The sequence below is a fragment of the Rhizobium sp. P1_C7 genome (genome assembly GCF_056406295.1).
Window position 1 is genome coordinate 74818 of the sequence record NZ_JBFUAL010000011.1, and the last position, 17002, is coordinate 91819.

Consider the following 17002-nt stretch of genomic DNA (forward strand, 5'->3'; position numbering starts at 1 on the left):
CGATGTCGCGCGCACAGGACAGAGTTGGAATATGGATTGGCTGGGCGTTCTTCGCCGATGTGGCGAGTGCGTTGACTCTGACCTTCGGCTACATGTTCTCCAGATCCGTGACCATGCAGTATCCGGACAAGGAGAAATGGCTACCCTATTCGCGCTATCGCGGGCATCACTTTCTGACGCGCGACGAAGAGGGTGAGATCAAGTGCGTGGCCTGCGAACTCTGCGCGCGAATCTGCCCCTGCGACTGCATCGAAGTCGTCCCTTACGAGGACCAGAAGGGCAACCGGCACCCGGCCAAATTCGAGATCGACACTGCCCGCTGCTTGTTCTGCGGGCTGTGCGAGGACGCCTGCCCGGCGGACGCGATCGCGCTTGGCCAGCAGTACGAATTCTCAAGTTTCTCCTCGCGTGACTTGGTGATCGGACGTGACGATCTGCTCGCCAAGCCGGGCAAGGCGGCAACCGGCGGCGGCGTAGTCGCTGCGCGCCTGAACACCGAACAGGACGTTCTGGTCGAGACGAGCGAGTCGCAGGGGTACAACTGGTGGCGGAATATCCGACGAACGTGAACGCGCGCCATCCAACGGGCCGGATCGCGCAGACAGGAGGCTCAGATGCTGGTCGGAGAAATCATGAAGAACAAGGGTGCCGGTGTCATCGCGGTCACTCCCCATCAGACGATGGTGGAGGTCTTGAGGCTGTTTCGCGACAACAACATCGGCTTCGTCGTCGTCGGCCGATCGAACGACGAATATTTGGGTTCGCTGTCGGAGCGGGACTGCTGCAACGCGGTGGCCCAGTACGGGGCCGAGGCGGCAACGATGCGGGTCGCGGACATCATGAACCGCAATGTGGCGACCTGTTCGACACGGGATTTGCTGCCCGTCGCGATGGGGATCATGACCCAGCGGCGAACGCGTCATGTGCTGGTCATGGATGGGAACGACGTTGTCGGCGTGGTCAGCATCGGCGATGTGGTCAAACACAGGCTCGACGAAGCGCAGCGCACCGAGCAGGATCTGCAGGATTACATCTGCGGGACCAGGTATCACTAACAAAACTATTCAGGGTGCGACGCGGGGCGAGGCAAGCCATCGGACATGCCTTGGTGTTTATCCTCGGGCCCTGACGCAGAGCCGGTGAGACGGGCGACGGACCTGGCTTCGTGAACCTCCACCGGACACGGGTATTCGCCCCGCCGCATCAGGCTGTTGAGACGCAGGGCTCTGTAGTTTTCCGGAACGAACACGAGGCCCCTGGGGAAGCGCCTGTTGACCTTGAGCTTCGCCGTCAATTCGCCCTGGGCGGATCGCACGACCACCTGATCTCGATCCGAAAGGCCAAGTTGCTCAGCGTCCAGCACGCTCATCTCGACATAGGGGTCATCTGCGACCGTATTCAGGATCTCCGAACGTTCTGAAAGGTATCCGTTATGGAACAGGCAGTCGCCAGTGACCAACATGAGCCCGTCGGCTGCATTCAGGGCAGGCGGTGCTGCGAGGAATGTGCCAGCCGGTGGCGTCGGGACCGCCTTGGTGAGTGCGCCGTCGGCGCCAAGCGCGTCCTGGGTCAACCCCTGATAGGCCGGAACCAGCCGGGCAATCTCGTCGAAGATTTCACCTTGCGTCGATGGCCGCAGCGCCTGGTTGCGAAGCGACGCGACGAAGTCGAAGATCGCCAGATTGCTCCGCACCTCCAGGGCGGGTTCGCGGAATTTATTGACCTTCTGCGTCCGGCCCTCATTGTTTGTGAACGTGCCGGATTCCTCGCCATAACCCGCAGCCGGCAGGACGACCTCGGCCAGGCCCGCCGTATCCGAGAGGAAGGCGTCCTGCACGATCAGGAGATCAGCAGCGTCAAGCGCCCGCTTCACGAGATCCCTATCGGGATAGGCGATCAGGGGGTCTGTTCCGGCGATGTAGAACGCGCCCATGCGCCCGCCAACGCACAGCTCCATCATGGCGTCGAGGTCCGCGCCGGGGTCGGACGGGAGCTCGGCGCCCCAATTCCGTGCAAAAGTTGCGCGCGCCGTATCGTCGGCGACCGCCCGCAACCCCGGCAGGGCCGCCGGCAGAACCCCCATGTCCCACGCGCCCATCTGGTTGGCACGGTCGAAGAGGAACTGCATCGCCAGGCCCTTGCCAAGCAGGAAGAGAACCTGCAGCAGGTTATCGAGCTGCTGCAGCGTCGCGCGCGCTTCGGGTGATCTCAGGAGATCGACGCTGACAAGCACGGTGACGCTCCGACTGTCCTTGAGCACTGTTGCCAGACGTTGCGGCCCGTCACCGTTGATGCGGGCCACAGGCCTGCCGATGATCGCACCGATTTGCGCAACAGCGTCGCCCGCCAGGGTCTGACCGGCCGCCGCCGTGAGTTCGGCTATCACCGCCCCGAGGCCCACCGCTTCCCCGCCCGGCCGCACGCGAACCACCACGCTGGCATCTCCGTCCAGACGGGACGGCCGCGCCGAGAGCATGAGCAATCCGGTCTGTCGCCGCCTCGCGCCGTCCCGCAGCAGGTATTCGGTGACCGGGTTCCCCTCGGTTACGTTGCCGCCGACGACGAGCACGCAGTCATTGCCGATCACTTCGTCAAGCGGTGCGCGACTGTAGAAGTTCGCCATCAACGGACCCAGCGTATCGAAGGGGGTGGACCAGCGCGTCGAGCAGTCAATGTTGTTGGTCCTGAACACCGTCCGCATCAGCTTCTGGAACTGATAAAGTACCTCGTTGGGCAGGCGCGGCGAGGCCAGCCCGCCGGCAGCCTTTCCCTCGACGGCCGACAGCCGTCGGCGCAAATAGTCACCTGCTTCGTCCCAGGAAACCAGAGCCAACGCGCCGTCCCGACGGATCATTGGCCGCGTGATCCGGTCCCGGCTCGCGACGAAATCGAGGCCGAAGCGCCCCCGCACGCAGAGCGTTTCGCGGTTGACTCCCTCGTCCCACTTCGAACGCACTCGCATGAAATCGCCCTTTCGCGTGCCCACCGTCAACTGGCAACCGGTGCCACAATGCGGGCAGACCGTGTCGGTCTCGACCAGATCCCAGGGTCGCGCCTTGTAGCGATAGGGAAAGCTCATCAGCGCGCCGACCGGGCAGACCTCGATGCAATTGCCGCACTGGTCGCAACTCGCAAGGCTGCCCTCGAAGCCGGTGACAGCGGTATCCATGCCTTTTTCGATGGTGCCCAGGGCCACAGCGCCGACGACGTCTTCACACATCCGGACGCAGCGCTGGCACTGGATGCAGCGGTTGACGTTCATGATGATGACCGGGCTGAGACGGATGTCCTTTGAGTGGAACACACGCTTTTCATCGCGGAATTGGCTTTGGCGGGGCCCATGGGCCATCACCATGTTCTGAAGCTCGCATTCGCCGCCTTTGTCGCAGATCGGGCAGTCGAGGGGGTGGTTGGCGAGCAGCATGTCGAGCATGGAAGAGCGCGTTTCCTCGATCAGAGGCGTGTTCGTCCGTACCACCATGCCGTCGGCAGCCGCGGTGGCGCAGGACGGCTGCAGCCTCCGCTGTCCCTCGATTTCCACCAGACACATGCGGCAGGATGCCAGCGGGGGCAGGCGCTTCAGATAGCAGAAGGTCGGGATGTCGATGCCCAGATGCCGGGCGGCCTGCAGCACCGTCGAGCCAGCTTCAACGTCCAGCGTTTGTCCATCGATCGTAATGCTAACCATACTTCCTCGCAGTCCTATCCCAGCGCATGCCTTCCGTGAAACGGGCACCTCCGCTCCTCGATATGGGCGACGAATTCATCTCGGAAATGCGCGAGCGCGGCCCGCAGCCCCATCGCTGCGCCGTCACCCAGGGCACAAAACGTATTGCCGAAAATGCCTTTGCAGAGCATCTCCAACTGCTCCAGATCGCCGGGTGTGCCTTCTCCGGCCTCGATCCGGCGCAGGACCTTCACGACCCAGTTCAATCCTTCCCGGCATGGTGTGCATTTGCCGCAGGACTCATGGTGGAAGAACTCGATGATCCGGGTGGCGACCTTGACCATGCAGGTCGCGTCGTCGATCACGACAACGCCGGCTGAACCGAGCATCGAACCGGCGGCGGCCAGCGAGTCGAAATCCATCCCCACCTCCAGCCCGTGCTCCGGGATGACAGGCGCTGAGACCCCGCCGGGGATGACCGCCTTGATTCTACGTCCCGGCAACGGGCCACCGGCGTGGTTCTCCACCAGTTCGCGCAGCGGTATGCCCATCGGCAACTCGTAGAGGCCGGGTTTGCGCACCTGCCCGCTGAGGCAGTAGAGTTTTGGGCCCGGGCTCTTATCGGGGCCGATGCCGCGAAACCAGTCCGGACCCCGCATGACGATATGTGGCACGCATGCGAGCGTCTCGACATTGTTGATCACTGTAGGGCTGGCGTAGAGCCCGGCCACGGCGGGAAACGGTGGCTTCAACCGCGGCTGCGCCCGCTTGCCCTCGAGCGACTCGAGCATCGCAGTCTCCTCGCCGCAGATATAGGCGCCGGCGCCGCAGTGGATGTGGACGGCGAAATTGAAATCCGAGCCCAGAACGCTCGTTCCGAGATAGCCCTTTGCGTGAGCCTCGGTGATTGCCTGCTCCAGGCGACGGATCGCCGTCACATATTCTCCGCGGATGTAGACATAGGCGGTTTTGGCTCCAATCGCATAGGCGCTTACAGCCAGCCCCTCGATGAGCTGGTGCGGGTCGCGCTCCATGAGGATCCGGTCCTTGAAGGTGCCAGGCTCGCCCTCATCTGCATTGCAGCACAGATATCTCGGCTTGTCGGTCCGCTTCGGCACGAAACTCCATTTCATGCCCGTAGGGAATCCCGCACCGCCGCGACCGCGCAGGTTTGACCGTTTGACGAGGTCGACGACCTCATCGGGGGTGTACTCGCGCAGCACCTTGACCAGCGCCTGGTAGCCGCCGCCGGTCTCATAGCTCGACAGCAAATGACCGTTCGGCACGTCGACGGTTCTGAGAAGGACCGGCTCGAACATGGCGCTACTCCCCCGGCGGTCGCGTAGCGTCGGGCTCAACGCTCGCCACCCGCCCCGCCACGGCCCGGAGGCTGTCCAAGAGCGAGTCTATCTGCGCAACGTCAAGGTTGCCGTGGTAATCGTCGCCCACTTGCATCACCGGAGCCATCTCGCAGGCGCCGAGGCACTCGACGGTGGTAAGCGTGAACAGCCCGTCCGGGGTGGTGTCGCTCGTCCTGATCCCCAGCGCCGTTTCCAGATGCTTCAGCAGGTCCTCGGATCCGCACAGCATGCAGGAGACATTGTTACAAAGTTGCAGGTGAAACATGCCCACCGGCTCGGTATGAAAGAGTGTGTAGAAGGTCGCCAGCTCGTAGACCCAGATCCGCTCGACACCGAGAATGTCGGCGACCTCTTCCAGCACCGGTCCGGGGAGATGGCCACGCTCCCTCTGCGCGATCAGAAGCGCGGGCATGATCGCCGAGCGCTGGTCGGGGTACCGCGCTGCCGCCTCTTCGATTTTTTCGCGCATGGTCATGGATTCCAAATCCCTGCTACTTGTCCACCTCCGCCATCACCGGGTCGAGGCTGCCGAGCACGGCGATCATGTCCGCCAGATAGCGGGCGTTGGTAACCCCGAAGAGTGCCTGAAGGTTGACGAACGAGGGTGCCCGCACCTTCATCCGGAACGGTTTTGGCGACCCGTCGCTGATGATGTAGAAGCCGAGCTCGCCCTTTGGCGCCTCGATCGCCGAATAGACCTCGCCCTTCGGCACCTTGAAGCCATAGGCCGATAGGTCGAAATGCTGGATCAGCGTCTCCATCGAGCAGTGCACCCGATCCTTGTCCGGCGGAAAGGCGATTGTCGGCATGTCGATCTGGAACGGCCCCTCGGGCATCTGGTCGAGGCATTGCTCGATGATCCGGACGCTCTCGCGCATCTCGTCGACGCGGCATCGCCAGCGCGCGTAGCAATCGCCCTCATCGCGGATAATGACGTTGAACGCGAGTCGGTCATAGATCTCGTAGGGCTCGTCGCGGCGGATGTCCCAATCGACACCCGAAGCGCGCAAGTTCGGGCCGCTGAGGCCGAGATCGATGCCGTCTTTTGCGCAGATCACGCCGATCCCCTCGGTGCGCTTCAGGAACACCCGGTTGTTATCGATCAGACGTTCATAGTCGCGGATCCGGTTCGGGAAGATGTCACAGAATTCCCGGATCTTGGGGACGAACCCGTCGGGCAGATCCTCGCGCACACCGCCGACCCGGCAGAAGGACGTGTGCATCCTCGCCCCGCTGATCATCTCCAACAGGTCCATGATCATTTCGCGCTCGCGCATGACGTAGAGCAACGCGGTCATGGCGCCCAGGTCCAGCGGCAGCGCGCCGGTGATCAGAAGATGACCGGAGATTCGTGCCAGCTCGGCCATCATCACGCGGATATACTGTGCCCGCAGCGGGGCCTCTATGCCGAGGAGTTTCTCTACCGCCAGCGCGAAGGCCAGGTTGTTCGAAGGCGGGCAGAGATAGTCGAGCCGGTCCGTCAGCGGGAAGATCTGGGTATAGGTGAAGCTCTCCGCCAGTTTTTCGGTGCCCCGGTGGAGGTAGCCGATATGCGGGTCCACGCGCTTCACATACTCGCCGTCCAGTTCGAGGACGAGCCGAAGAACCCCATGAGTGCTGGGATGCTGCGGGCCGAGGTTGAGAAGCACTTCCTTGGTATTGAGCGCTTCGTCGTTCGGCCTGCTGAGTTCGGTGACTTCGGTCATCTCCACTTTCCGGCGTAAAACCGCCTCCCTTACGGAATGTCCCTGGTGGCAAGGTCGGGCTGTGTTGGCGGCGGACCTTCGGAACCGAAGGGGTTCAGCTGGTCCTTGTAGCCTCGCAGCGGAAAATCCTTGCGCTGGGGAAAGCCCTCGAAACCTTCCCACATGTAGATCCGGCGCAGATCCGGATGCCCCTGGAACCTGATGCCATACATGTCCCAGGCTTCGCGCTCATGCCAGTTGGCGGTGCGCCAGATTCCGGTCACCGAGGGAACCTGTGGGGGATCGCCAAGCTGGCACTTGATGCGAACCCGCCATTTGTTGGGCAGCGAATAGAGGTGGTACACCGCCTCGAACCGCGGCTTTTCAGGATAATGATCAACCCCGCAGATGTCCGAGAGGAAATTGAATTGCAGCGCCGGATGGTCTTTCAGAAACCGGCAGAACTCGACAATCTTCTCAGGCGCAACAGCAAAGGCGTGAATGCCGTGCGTGGCGCCGAGGTCCGCGATCGCTCCTTCGAAACGCTCCATGATAAGAGCACGATAGTGAGACGGCTCCAGACTCATGGCACTACCACCCGATCCAGAGGCGTCCCGGCCAGCGCGCGGGATGTCTTGATCTTTTCTTGAAGCAGGAGGAAGCCGTGCATCAGCGCTTCGGGCCGTGGCGGGCAGCCGGGCACATGCACGTCCACCGGCACGAAGGTTTCCGCGCCCTGCACCACGGCATAGGTGTTGTAGACCCCGCCCGAAATGGCGCAGGTGCCCATGGCGATGACCCAGCGGGGCTCCGGCATCTGATCATAGAGCCGGCGCACAACGGGCGCGAACTTCCGCGTTATGGTGCCGGCGATGATCATCACGTCGGATTGGCGGGGCGATGGTCGGAACACCACGCCGAACCGGTCAAGATCGTAGCGGGCGCACCCCGCCGAGATCATCTCGATGGCACAGCAGGCAATTCCGAAGGTCTCGGGCCACAGCGCCGATCTTCGGCTCCAACTGATCAGGCTGTCGGCCGTGGTGAACAGCACGCTGTCGCGGATCGCGTTATTTACGCCTCCCATTCCAGCGCCCCCTTCAGCCAAGCGTAGGCGAAGCCCACGAGAAGCAGCAATATGAAGATGGACATTTCGATATAGCCGACCAGCCCGATCTCTTTCAGGATAACGGCCCAGGGAAAGAGGAACATCGTCTCGACATCGAAGACGACCAGCAGGATCGCAAGGATAAAGAACTGTACCCTGAGGCGGCCCCCGGCGGCCTCGCCGGCGGCATCCATGCCGCATTCATAGGGCATGTTCTTGGCGGGATAGGGATTGGACGGGCGAAGAAGCGAGGAGACAAAAAGCGTCGCCCCCGCCACCAGGACAACTCCGGCGACCATGAAAAGAACCGGCAAGAATTCCATTGCAGTCATATCGCACTGCACCCGGTCACCCACCGAGGGCTTTCTCACGTCGCCGCCACCGACCCCGTTCGGGACCGGGAATGCGGTCGCCGGGGAAGCGACTTGGGCAATCCTTTCTTGAGCATCCAGTTTATTCCCACGGGGGGGGCATTGCAAATCCAATCGATTAGCCGCCGATCGCAGAATGCTGAGCAAGCCTCAGAAACCACGCCGGAAACAGGCCGATGCCGATGGTGCCGGCGGCGGTGAAGGCTAGCGTGGCGCGCACCAAGGGTGTCAGCGCCGGGTCGAACGTCTTTTCAGGTTCGCGCATGTAGATCACCATGACGATGCGGATATAAAAGTAGGCGGCGACGACGCTCAGCAGGACTGCGATCACCGCCAGCATGATGAAACCTCGCTCGACGAGCGCGACCAGCACGTAGAACTTGGCGAAGAACCCGGCCGTCGGCGGAATGCCGGCCAGCGAGAATAGATAGAGCAGCATCAGAAGCGCGAGCCCGGGATGTGATTTGGCCAAACCCGCATAGTCTTCGATACCCTCGCCCGAGAAATCGCCGTTTCGCATCATCACGACGATGGCGAACATGCCGAGATTCATGAAGGTGTAGATCAGCAGATAGAGCATCACGCTGGCGATCCCGTCGGCGCCGCCGGCTGCCACGCCGAAGATGGCGAACCCGGCATGGGCGATGCTGGAATAGGCCAGGAGACGTTTGAAATTATCCTGCACCAGCGCCACAAAACTGCCGAGCGCCATCGTCACCACGGCGATGACCGCGACGATGACCCAAACGTCCGACGCCGCGACCAGAGGGTTGAGGAACACCCGCAGGATCACTGCGAACCCCGCCGCCTTGGGCCCCACCGACATGAAGGCGGTAATCGTTGTGGGCGCGCCTTCATAGACGTCCGGCACCCACATATGGAACGGCACCGCGCCGACCTTGAAGACCAACCCCGCGACGATGAAGACCACCGCCAGCAACAATCCGGGATCGAGCGGATCGCCGATCACAGCCGCAGCCATCTCATCCAGCTGTGTCGTGCCGGTGAGCCCGTACACCAGCGAAACGCCGTAGAGGAAAATCCCGGTCGAGACCGAGCCAAGGATCACGTATTTCAGCGCCGCTTCGTTCGACCGCCGCTCACGCCGCAGGAAGCCGGTCAGCACATAGGTGCAAATCACCGTCAGTTCGACGCCCACATAGATTGACAGGAGATCAGTGGCCGAGGCCATGATCATCATGCCCGAAAGCGCAAATAGCAGCAGAACATAGTATTCGCTGCTCTCGATCCCCTCGATGTCGGCATATTTTCGCGAAAGCAGGAATGTCAGAATGGTGGCCAGGTAGAACAGGAACTTGAAGAAGATCGCGAAGCGGTCGGCGATGAACATGCGCGTGTAAGCCGGCCGTACCTCGCTCGCCAGGATGAGTGTCGCCGAGGCGGCAATCAGCACGACCGCGATGCAGGCAAAGACGAGGAAATGTTCCTGTCCCTTCCGCACAAACTGCCCCAGGATCAGCAGTATGCAGGCGCCGGCGATCACCACGATCTCGGGCAGGCTTGCGAGAGCCGACTGGAAAAGCGCCGCGGCAGTCATTGGCCGCCCCCCTTGCCGTGCACCTGCGCCAACAGATGCTGCACCGAGGCGTCGATGACGTTGAGAAAGGGTTTCGGATAGAGCCCGACCCAAAGCACGAAGACTGCCAGTGGCAGGATCGCAGCCATCTCGCGGCCGTTCACGTCGCGTATCTTGGATTGAACGCCGACGCTGGCCGGGCCGAGCGCGACTTTGCCATACATTCCAAGCAGATAGGCCGCGCCTAGCAATGCACCCAAAACCGCGGCCGCGCCGGCGGCCATGTTTGCCGCAAACCCGCCCGATAGCACCAGTAGCTCGCCGACGAACGAATTCGTACCCGGCAGTGCCATTGACGACAGGGTGAACAGCGCCAGAAACGTGGTGTAGACCGGCGCTACCTTCATCAACCCGCCATAGTCGGCGATGCTGCGGGTATGGGTCCGCTCGTAGATGAGGCCGACGAACAGGAACAGGGCCCCCGTCGTCACGCCATGATTGAACATCTGCAGGATGCCGCCCTCTATCCCTCTCAGGTTCAGCGCAAAGATCCCCAGTGTCACGAAGCCCATGTGGCTGATGCTGGAATAGGCTACCAGCTTCTTCAGATCGTCCTGCGCCAGCGCGAGCAACCCGCCATAGACGATCGCAAGCGCAGAAAGCGCCAGCATCAGCGTCGAATAATAAACCGACGCCTCCGGCAGCATCGGCAGCGAGAACCGGAGGAATCCGTAGGCACCCATCTTCAGGAGCACTCCGGCGAGGATAATGCTGCCCGCAGTCGGCGCTTGCACATGGGCGTCCGGTAGCCATGTATGCAGCGGGACCATCGGCACCTTGACCGCGAAGGCGATCAGGAAGGCGAAGAACAGCCAGGACTGGACTGGGAACGGCAAATCCTGCGCTGTGAGGGCGACTATGTCAAAGGTCTCGCCGCCGTTGAAATAGAGCACGATGACACCGATCAGGAACAGGACGCTGCCCGCCAGCGTGTAGAGGAAGAACTTGAACGCCGCATAGACCCGGCCCTCGCCGCCCCAGACGCCGATGATCAGGTACATCGGGATCAGCATCGCCTCCCAGAAGACGTAGAACAAGAACAGGTCGAGCGCGCAGAACACCCCCAGCATCAGCGACTGCATGACCAGCACACAGATCATGAACTCCTTCACCTTGCGGTCGATTGCGACCCACGAGGCGACCACACAGATTGAGCCCAACAGCGTGGTCAGGAAAACGAAGAGCGCGCTGATTCCGTCGATGCCAAGCGCAAAAGTGATCCCGAGCGCGGGCACCCACGGGCGCGTCTCGGTGAACTGCATCTCGTGGGTCGTGGTGTCGAAACTGGCAAGCATGGCGGTGGAGAGAGCGAGGTCGAGGACGGCGACGCCCAGCGCAGTCCACCGCAGCGCATTGTCGCTGCGCAGAAACACCAGAATCGCCGCCCCGGCGGCGGGCGTGAATACGATGAGGCTGAGCAGCGGTAATCCCATCGCACCCCCTACCTCCACACCACGGCGAAAACGACAGTGGCTGCGATCACACCGACGATCATCGCCAGCGCGTAATGGGTCACGACGCCTGTCTGGAGCCTCCGCAGTGCCCCGCCGCCGCGCAGGATGGACAGGGCGACGCCGTTCACGACGGCGTCCACGCCAGTGCGATCGATCCATAGTCCCGCCCGTGCCGCCCCATGCAGGAAGGGCAGCGCCGCTGCCTCGGCGACGTTGGTCACCGCCTTCTCGTAGCGCGCCAGCGGATTTTCGGCGAGCCACATGAAGACCCGTGCGCCCTTGCGATAGAACCAGTCTGTGTCGAGGCTGATCGTGTTCTCGGGGTCGAGCGCCCTGAGGAACAGCACGAATCCCAAGGCGGTGAACATCAGCAGGCTGAGGCTCTCCGTTACATGGAGGCCCGTGTAGGGTTCGAAATCGACCGCGTAAGGCAGAAGCGCATAGAGCGGCCGGGGAAACACCCCGATTGCAATGCAGAGAACCGCCGCCATGCCCATCGCAACCAGCATGTTGCGCGGCGGCTCCCGCGCCTCCAGTTTCCTGTCCGCGCCGAAAAACATGTAATATGGGAGCTTTAGCCCGGTGTGCAGGAACGTCCCCGACGACGCCATCGTCAGCGCCAGCACCACCAGCGCCCGATGATCCTGTCCGGCAGCGGCCACCACCATCGACTTGGTGACAAAGCCCGAGAAGAATGGAAATGCCGAGATCGCGAGGGCGCCGACCATATAAAGCGCCACGGTCACCGGCATGGTCTTGTAGAGCCCGCCGAGCTCGGTGAGCTTGCGACGGCCGGTGACGTGGATGACCGCCCCCGCACCCATGAACAGGAGTGCCTTGTAGAGAATATGCGCGAAGGCATGGCCGGTGGCCCCGTTGACCGCCATCTCGGTCCCGATGCCCACACCCGCGACCATGTAGCCCACCTGGCTGACGATGTGATAGGCCAGGAGCCGTCGGCAGTCGTTTTCCAGTACTGCGTAGATGACGCCGTAGAGCGCCATTGCTGTGCCGAGCCAAACCAGAAGCTCGGTTCCCGGAAACGCCCGCGCCAGTACATAGACGGCGGTCTTGGTGGTGAAGGCGCTCATGAACACCGCCCCGGTGACGGTTGCTTCCGGGTAGGCGTCTGTCAGCCAGGCGTTGAGCGGCGGCACTGCAGCGTTGAGGATGAACCCGGCAAGGATCAGGTAAGCGGCAACGCCCATTTCTCCCCCCATTGGGCCAAAGAGCAGCGAACCGGTGGCGACCCGAAGCAGAATGATGCCACCGAGCAGAACGACCCCGCCGGTGATATGGACCATGAGATACCGGAATCCAGCGCGGATCGCCTGTTCGCCGCGCTGCGCAAAGACCAGATAGGCAGAGGCAAACGCCATACCTTCCCAGAACAGAAACAGGGTCAGGTAGTCGCCGGCAAATACCACGCCGAGCGCGCTGCCAACGTAGATGAAGGCGGCCACATGCTGGCCGGCGTGCGTCAGGTGAAGCGCGTAGACTGTTCCGATCAGAGCCATGATGGTGAAAACGGTGGCAAAGAGGATGCTCAACTTGTCGACCTTCGCGATCAGGATTTCCTGCCCGATGATCTGCGTCGCGCCGTAGTTGCCCGGTTGCATCGTAAGCACGGCGAGGATCGCCAGGGCCGGGATCAGCAGCAGATAGACCTTGCGGATGGACCCTTTCAGAAGGGGGATCGGCAGGGCGCCGAGAATGAACAGGAGGGTGGGATGGACGAAGTCAGTCATAATAGTCCTCGCGCCGCATGAGCCCACCCCGATGGCCGAGGAACTTGGAAACGAAAATCAGCAGCACGCAGGAGCCGAAGCCGTAGACGGCGGACCAGCCGGGCAGGCTGTCCCACAGGTATTCGGCGTGTTCGCGAGAGACCAGAAAGTCGGCGACGACAATCAGAACGAGGACAAGATAGAACAGCCGACGGCGCTGGTTCAGGTATTTTCCGTCACCGAAGAAGTCGACGACACGCTTGATCATCTGACCACTCCGTCCGCCAGAGTAAGAAAGTAATCGGGGAAGATGCCCATCAAGACCGACAGGATGGCGGTCGCCACCAGCGGGATGGTGACCATAGGAATCTCACGGACGGTTGCCCGGCTCTCCTGCGTCTCCACCTCGAAGAAGGCTGTGTAGGTGACCGGCAGGAAGTAGGCGGCGTTGAGGATCGAGCTTACCAGGAGCACGGCCAGGAACACGATCTGCCCGGCCTCCACCGACCCCCACGCCAGATACCATTTGCTGATAAAGCCCGCGGTCGGCGGCACCCCGATCATGCTCAGCGAGGCGATGAAAAACGCCCCCATGGTCCAGGGAAGCCTGCGGCCGATGCCGGCCATGTCGCTGATGTTTCGCTTGCCAGACGCGCAATAGATCGACCCGGCGCAGAAAAAGAGCGTGATCTTTGAGAATGCATGAGCTGCAATGTGGATGATCCCACCGACCATCGCGACCGGCGACAACATAACCGCGCCCAACACGATATAGGAGAGCTGGCTGACCGTCGAATAGGCGAGCCTGGCCTTGAGGTCGTCCCGCGTCAAGGCGTAGACCGACGCCATCACAATCGTGAACGAAGCCAGATAGGCCGTGGCGATGCCCAGGCCCAGCCCACCGACCAGCCCGACGCCGAAGACATGGAACACCACCCGCAGAACGCAGAACACGCCCATCTTGACCACGGCCACTGCATGCAAGAGCGCGCTGACCGGTGTCGGCGCCACCATCGCGGCAGGCAGCCAGGCGTGCATGGGCATCACCGCGGCCTTGGCAAAGCCGAAAAGATAGCAGAAATAGACGACCGTCAGCAGCGCTGCCGAGGCATCGACCCCCGCCAGCAGCCCCCCCGCCACGAAGTCGAGCGACCCCGCAATTTGGTAGGTCAGTGCCAGCGCGGCGAGCAGCAAGCTTTTCGACGCGCCGATCAAATAGACGAGGTACTTGCGGCTGCCGGTCCATCCCTTTTCGTCCTCGTGGTGGTAGACGAGCGGGTATGTAACCAGGCTGAGCGCCTCGTAGAAGATCACCAGCGTCAACAGATTGGCGGCGAAGGCGCCCCCGACCGCCGCCGCGAGGCTGGCGGCGAAACAGGCAAAGAATCGGGTCTGCGCATGCTCGTTCAAGTGGCGCATGTAGCCGATGGAATAGACCGCCGCCACGATCCACAGCAGCGACGAGACGGTGGCGAACACCATGCCGAGGGCATCGACCCGGAAAGCGAAGTCAATTCCGGGCAGAACCTCGAACAGCCGCAAGTCGACTGTCCCGCCCGCCAGCACCGTGGGCGCCATCGAGGCGACAATTGCGAACATGGCGATCGCGGCCACCGGCGAGACGACATCGCGGAGTCTCTCTCGGTTGTTCAGAAGGAGAACCGCAAGGGCCGCCAGACCTGCGACCGCGACGGCAAGCAGCGGCCGGATCGATACAACCTGGTCCAAAGCCGCTATCCTTTCATCATGGTCACGTCATCGACCTTGAGGGTGGACTTATTCCTCACAAGGGCGACCAAGATACCCAGGGCGACGGCAACCTCCGCCGCGGTGATTGCGATGACGAAGATCGCGAAGATCTGTCCGCGGAAATCGCCGTAGTAGTGTCCGAAAGCGATGAAATTGATGTTGACCGAGTTGAGCAGCAGCTCCAGCGACATCAGCACGACCAGAATATTGCGCCTCAGTAGCACGCCCGCCGCTCCGATCACGAACAGGACTACTCCGAGCAAAATATACCACCAGAGCGGAACCATTACCCCGACTCCTTCCGCGCCAGCACGATGGCGCCGACCAGGGCCGCCAGCAGGATCACGGAGGCAACTTCAAACGGCAGCAGATAGTCGGCAAAAAGTGTCGTGCTGAGCTGCCTGATCGCATCGCCGCCACGCATCGCGACGGGCTCCGTGACCGAAAAGCGGTCGCTCCGGAGCACCAGCACAAACATCTCGACCCCAAGCAGGACAAGCAGCACCAGAGCCGGCAGGTTGCTGCCCGGCAAGAACCGCTGCAACCCCGCCTCGCGCACATCGGTCATCATGATCACGAATAGGAACAGGACCATGATTGCGCCGACATAGACGAAGATCTGGATGACTGCGAGCAGCGGCGCCTCGAGCAAGACGAAGATTGCCGAGACCTGCAGGAAACACGCCATCAGCGCCAATGCGCTGTGAACCGGATTGCGCGCAAGGACCACCATCAGGGCCGTGATCACGGATACCGTAGCGAACAGAAGAAAGAACCCCTGATCCATCGACGCGACCCTCCGACGCGAACTGTCACTCGGCGCGAGACGGCCGGATTTGAGCTTGCGCCGCAACTTCAGATGCGTTCACAAATTGTGCCCCAGTATCGGATTTTTCACAAGATTATTGTCATCGCCGTACCGAAACCGGGGAGCCGGATCGGTCTTGTGGCCACCACTTCCACGAGTTTCCCCGATCCCTCTAATCTCGCAGGGCAGTTAGGCTCTCTCGATCATCTTTCCGGCGGCCGCTCCGGATGGAACCTGGTTACTTCCGTCGACCCCAGCCTACAATCTCAGCCGCGATGCGATCATCGCGCATGCCGACCGCTCCAATCGGGCAGAGGAGTTCGTCGATGTCGTCCACCGGTCTCCGGGACACCTCAGACGATGACGCGCCTTCCCACGGGATAGGGAAAGCGGTGTCTACTTTGATCCTGAGAAGGTTCGCCCCCTAAATCATCGTGGCGTATTGTTCCAAGTTCGCGGGCCGCTGAATATTTACCGGAGCCCGGCCGAGCTCGCGGCTAGAACGGCCGAATCTCTTTACCGTCCAGCAAAACGCTGGAGACTTCCGTCGCCATCTACAGCGATCTCAAAGGGCGCGAGACGCAGAGAGATGATCGTCGCGCGGCGGAGATCGCTTGTTGTGCTTAGAGCTTCCTCTCCATGAAAATCGTGATGGGCTGCAAGCTTTGGGGAACGGCTCGGAAATGGCCGCTTCGCTTGAAGCCAAAGGCATCGTACAGAGCTATGGCGTCACTCATAAACGTGACGGTTTCCAATCGCACACTAGCGTATCCGTCATCGCGCATTCTATCTAAGCAGGCGGTCATCAGGCCCTTCGCAACGCCTTTGCCTCTCGCCTCTCGCCTCCGGGCGAACGTACATTTTTCTGTATTTCGGCAATACCGTCATCTGACTTCGAATAGCCAGCGCACCCGACAACATATTTGTCCATGCGGGCTAAGAAGAATCCCGCGGCGCGTTGTCTGAACTTTTCCATCAGAGTTTCTACAGTGTGTCCGTAGATGTATTCCATCAATACAACATCGGGCACTCCGAACTTGCGAGACTGTTCGGCGTCCCATTTGCCCATGACATTGATGAGCGCATGCGCCTCTTCGAAGTCAGACAGAGAACTGACTGCGTGGATTTCCATGAACTGCCCTCCAAAGGTAGCAACTGACTAGTGGCAGTTGCTACCTCAATAAATAACAATTTTATCTGAAAGGGAATCTCCATTCGCTACTTTGGACGATGCGTAATAAAAACAAGCTTTTCTCGATAGAGCGGCGGCTAAATCACGCCTTTTCTCCTTATATATGACACATACTTCATATTGATGTTCTTGCAACATGCTTCATACTGCGATCTGTAGCCTTAAACTTTGGTGATGAGGCTGCGCTAACTGTCAGCCAATGGAGATTGCTGTCTTCGGAGCGGCGACGACCGTAGACACTTCTTGCGCAGAGACTTTGCCGAACGGTTGCAGCCTCGGGCAC

Annotated in this window: 18 protein-coding genes and 1 pseudogene; 3 read left to right on the forward strand and 16 right to left on the reverse strand. The window is 61.4% G+C overall.

The genetic code is table 11. The features are described from left to right. Positions 1 to 2: 2 nt before the first annotated feature. Together AC1D2R_RS18390 and AC1D2R_RS18395 are read left to right on the forward strand one after the other, a co-directional pair. Positions 3 to 569 carry an NADH-quinone oxidoreductase subunit I gene (locus AC1D2R_RS18390; protein WP_477969142.1) on the forward strand — a complete coding sequence of 189 codons (567 nt, stop codon included), beginning with the start codon at positions 3 to 5 and terminating at the stop codon, positions 567 to 569. Between the two features lie 45 nt (positions 570 to 614). Beyond that, complete coding sequence (locus AC1D2R_RS18395) at positions 615 to 1055, forward strand: CBS domain-containing protein (protein ID WP_477969144.1); 441 nt, start codon at positions 615 to 617, stop codon at positions 1053 to 1055. 5 nt (positions 1056 to 1060) lie between these two features. Here AC1D2R_RS18395 and nuoG read toward each other — a convergent pair whose 3' ends face one another. The 14 genes from nuoG to AC1D2R_RS18465 form a co-directional block, all read right to left on the reverse strand. Then, positions 1061 to 3688: an NADH-quinone oxidoreductase subunit NuoG gene (gene nuoG / locus AC1D2R_RS18400; RefSeq protein WP_477969146.1), complete on the reverse strand. Its 2628-nt coding sequence runs from the start codon at positions 3686 to 3688 to the stop codon at positions 1061 to 1063. A gap of 14 nt (positions 3689 to 3702) precedes the next feature. Next, positions 3703 to 4986, reverse strand: coding sequence for an NADH-quinone oxidoreductase subunit NuoF (gene nuoF, locus AC1D2R_RS18405; RefSeq protein WP_477969148.1), 1284 nt, complete (start codon positions 4984 to 4986; stop codon positions 3703 to 3705). A gap of 4 nt (positions 4987 to 4990) precedes the next feature. Next, positions 4991 to 5503, reverse strand: coding sequence for an NADH-quinone oxidoreductase subunit NuoE (gene nuoE, locus AC1D2R_RS18410; protein WP_477969150.1), 513 nt, complete (start codon positions 5501 to 5503; stop codon positions 4991 to 4993). A 16-nt stretch (positions 5504 to 5519) separates the two neighbouring features. Next, a complete protein-coding gene (gene nuoD / locus AC1D2R_RS18415) occupies positions 5520 to 6734 on the reverse strand; it encodes an NADH dehydrogenase (quinone) subunit D (protein ID WP_477969152.1) in 1215 nt (404 codons plus the stop codon). Positions 6735 to 6763: 29 nt separating this feature from the next. Continuing rightward, the gene (locus tag AC1D2R_RS18420) at positions 6764 to 7300 is read right to left on the reverse strand and encodes an NADH-quinone oxidoreductase subunit C (RefSeq protein WP_477969154.1); all 537 of its coding nucleotides are present in this window, start codon (positions 7298 to 7300) and stop codon (positions 6764 to 6766) included. After that, entirely contained in the window at positions 7297 to 7800 is a 504-nt protein-coding gene (locus AC1D2R_RS18425) for a NuoB/complex I 20 kDa subunit family protein (RefSeq protein ID WP_477969156.1), read from the reverse strand. The genes AC1D2R_RS18420 and AC1D2R_RS18425 overlap by 4 nt, the downstream gene beginning before the upstream one ends. Continuing rightward, positions 7788 to 8153 carry an NADH-quinone oxidoreductase subunit A gene (locus AC1D2R_RS18430; protein WP_477969158.1) on the reverse strand — a complete coding sequence of 122 codons (366 nt, stop codon included), beginning with the start codon at positions 8151 to 8153 and terminating at the stop codon, positions 7788 to 7790. The genes AC1D2R_RS18425 and AC1D2R_RS18430 overlap by 13 nt, the downstream gene beginning before the upstream one ends. Positions 8154 to 8310: 157 nt before the next feature. Then, positions 8311 to 9750 carry an NADH-quinone oxidoreductase subunit N gene (locus tag AC1D2R_RS18435; RefSeq protein ID WP_477969160.1) on the reverse strand — a complete coding sequence of 480 codons (1440 nt, stop codon included), beginning with the start codon at positions 9748 to 9750 and terminating at the stop codon, positions 8311 to 8313. Beyond that, positions 9747 to 11222, reverse strand: coding sequence for an NADH-quinone oxidoreductase subunit M (locus AC1D2R_RS18440; protein WP_477969162.1), 1476 nt, complete (start codon positions 11220 to 11222; stop codon positions 9747 to 9749). The genes AC1D2R_RS18435 and AC1D2R_RS18440 overlap by 4 nt, the downstream gene beginning before the upstream one ends. 8 nt (positions 11223 to 11230) lie before the next feature. Continuing rightward, positions 11231 to 12991 carry a Na(+)/H(+) antiporter subunit D gene (locus AC1D2R_RS18445; protein WP_477969164.1) on the reverse strand — a complete coding sequence of 587 codons (1761 nt, stop codon included), beginning with the start codon at positions 12989 to 12991 and terminating at the stop codon, positions 11231 to 11233. After that, positions 12984 to 13238: a hypothetical protein gene (locus AC1D2R_RS18450; protein WP_477969166.1), complete on the reverse strand. Its 255-nt coding sequence runs from the start codon at positions 13236 to 13238 to the stop codon at positions 12984 to 12986. Before AC1D2R_RS18450 ends, AC1D2R_RS18445 begins: the two co-directional genes overlap by 8 nt. Then, on the reverse strand, positions 13235 to 14698 hold the full coding sequence (locus AC1D2R_RS18455) for a monovalent cation/H+ antiporter subunit D family protein (protein ID WP_477969168.1): 1464 nt from the start codon (positions 14696 to 14698) through the stop codon (positions 13235 to 13237). The genes AC1D2R_RS18450 and AC1D2R_RS18455 overlap by 4 nt, the downstream gene beginning before the upstream one ends. Positions 14699 to 14703: 5 nt before the next feature. Further along, a complete protein-coding gene (gene nuoK, locus AC1D2R_RS18460; protein WP_477969170.1) occupies positions 14704 to 15006 on the reverse strand; it encodes an NADH-quinone oxidoreductase subunit NuoK in 303 nt (100 codons plus the stop codon). Then, positions 15006 to 15506, reverse strand: coding sequence for an NADH-quinone oxidoreductase subunit J family protein (locus AC1D2R_RS18465; protein WP_477969172.1), 501 nt, complete (start codon positions 15504 to 15506; stop codon positions 15006 to 15008). Before AC1D2R_RS18465 ends, nuoK begins: the two co-directional genes overlap by 1 nt. A gap of 147 nt (positions 15507 to 15653) precedes the next feature. Here AC1D2R_RS18465 and AC1D2R_RS18470 point away from each other — a divergent pair. Then, a pseudogene (locus tag AC1D2R_RS18470) lies at positions 15654 to 16103 on the forward strand (LLM class flavin-dependent oxidoreductase); the annotation flags it as partial. 47 nt (positions 16104 to 16150) lie between these two features. On the opposite strand, the gene AC1D2R_RS18475 reads toward AC1D2R_RS18470, so the two are convergent. Further along, complete coding sequence (locus AC1D2R_RS18475) at positions 16151 to 16333, reverse strand: GNAT family N-acetyltransferase (RefSeq protein WP_477969174.1); 183 nt, start codon at positions 16331 to 16333, stop codon at positions 16151 to 16153. Then, positions 16333 to 16659, reverse strand: a complete 327-nt coding sequence (locus tag AC1D2R_RS18480; RefSeq protein ID WP_477969176.1) for a hypothetical protein — start codon at positions 16657 to 16659, stop codon at positions 16333 to 16335. The genes AC1D2R_RS18475 and AC1D2R_RS18480 overlap by 1 nt, the downstream gene beginning before the upstream one ends. Positions 16660 to 17002: the final 343 nt, after the last annotated feature.

Excerpts from the sequence above, each read along its gene's own strand:
- nuoF (WP_477969148.1), bottom strand. The coding sequence starts at position 4,986 with ATGTTCGAGCCGGTCCTTCTCAGAACCGTCGACGTGCCGAACGGTCAT.
- AC1D2R_RS18480 (WP_477969176.1), bottom strand. The coding sequence starts at position 16,659 with ATGGAAATCCACGCAGTCAGTTCTCTGTCTGACTTCGAAGAGGCGCAT.
- nuoD (WP_477969152.1), bottom strand. The coding sequence starts at position 6,734 with ATGACCGAAGTCACCGAACTCAGCAGGCCGAACGACGAAGCGCTCAAT.
- AC1D2R_RS18430 (WP_477969158.1), bottom strand. The coding sequence starts at position 8,153 with ATGACTGCAATGGAATTCTTGCCGGTTCTTTTCATGGTCGCCGGAGTT.
- AC1D2R_RS18450 (WP_477969166.1), bottom strand. The coding sequence starts at position 13,238 with ATGATCAAGCGTGTCGTCGACTTCTTCGGTGACGGAAAATACCTGAAC.
- AC1D2R_RS18440 (WP_477969162.1), bottom strand. The coding sequence starts at position 11,222 with ATGGGATTACCGCTGCTCAGCCTCATCGTATTCACGCCCGCCGCCGGG.
- nuoE (WP_477969150.1), bottom strand. The coding sequence starts at position 5,503 with ATGACCATGCGCGAAAAAATCGAAGAGGCGGCAGCGCGGTACCCCGAC.
- AC1D2R_RS18395 (WP_477969144.1), top strand. The coding sequence starts at position 615 with ATGCTGGTCGGAGAAATCATGAAGAACAAGGGTGCCGGTGTCATCGCG.
- AC1D2R_RS18425 (WP_477969156.1), bottom strand. The coding sequence starts at position 7,800 with ATGGGAGGCGTAAATAACGCGATCCGCGACAGCGTGCTGTTCACCACG.
- AC1D2R_RS18420 (WP_477969154.1), bottom strand. The coding sequence starts at position 7,300 with ATGAGTCTGGAGCCGTCTCACTATCGTGCTCTTATCATGGAGCGTTTC.
- AC1D2R_RS18475 (WP_477969174.1), bottom strand. The coding sequence starts at position 16,333 with ATGACCGCCTGCTTAGATAGAATGCGCGATGACGGATACGCTAGTGTG.
- nuoG (WP_477969146.1), bottom strand. The coding sequence starts at position 3,688 with ATGGTTAGCATTACGATCGATGGACAAACGCTGGACGTTGAAGCTGGC.
- AC1D2R_RS18390 (WP_477969142.1), top strand. The coding sequence starts at position 3 with ATGTCGCGCGCACAGGACAGAGTTGGAATATGGATTGGCTGGGCGTTC.
- AC1D2R_RS18435 (WP_477969160.1), bottom strand. The coding sequence starts at position 9,750 with ATGACTGCCGCGGCGCTTTTCCAGTCGGCTCTCGCAAGCCTGCCCGAG.
- AC1D2R_RS18465 (WP_477969172.1), bottom strand. The coding sequence starts at position 15,506 with ATGGATCAGGGGTTCTTTCTTCTGTTCGCTACGGTATCCGTGATCACG.
- nuoK (WP_477969170.1), bottom strand. The coding sequence starts at position 15,006 with ATGGTTCCGCTCTGGTGGTATATTTTGCTCGGAGTAGTCCTGTTCGTG.
- AC1D2R_RS18445 (WP_477969164.1), bottom strand. The coding sequence starts at position 12,991 with ATGACTGACTTCGTCCATCCCACCCTCCTGTTCATTCTCGGCGCCCTG.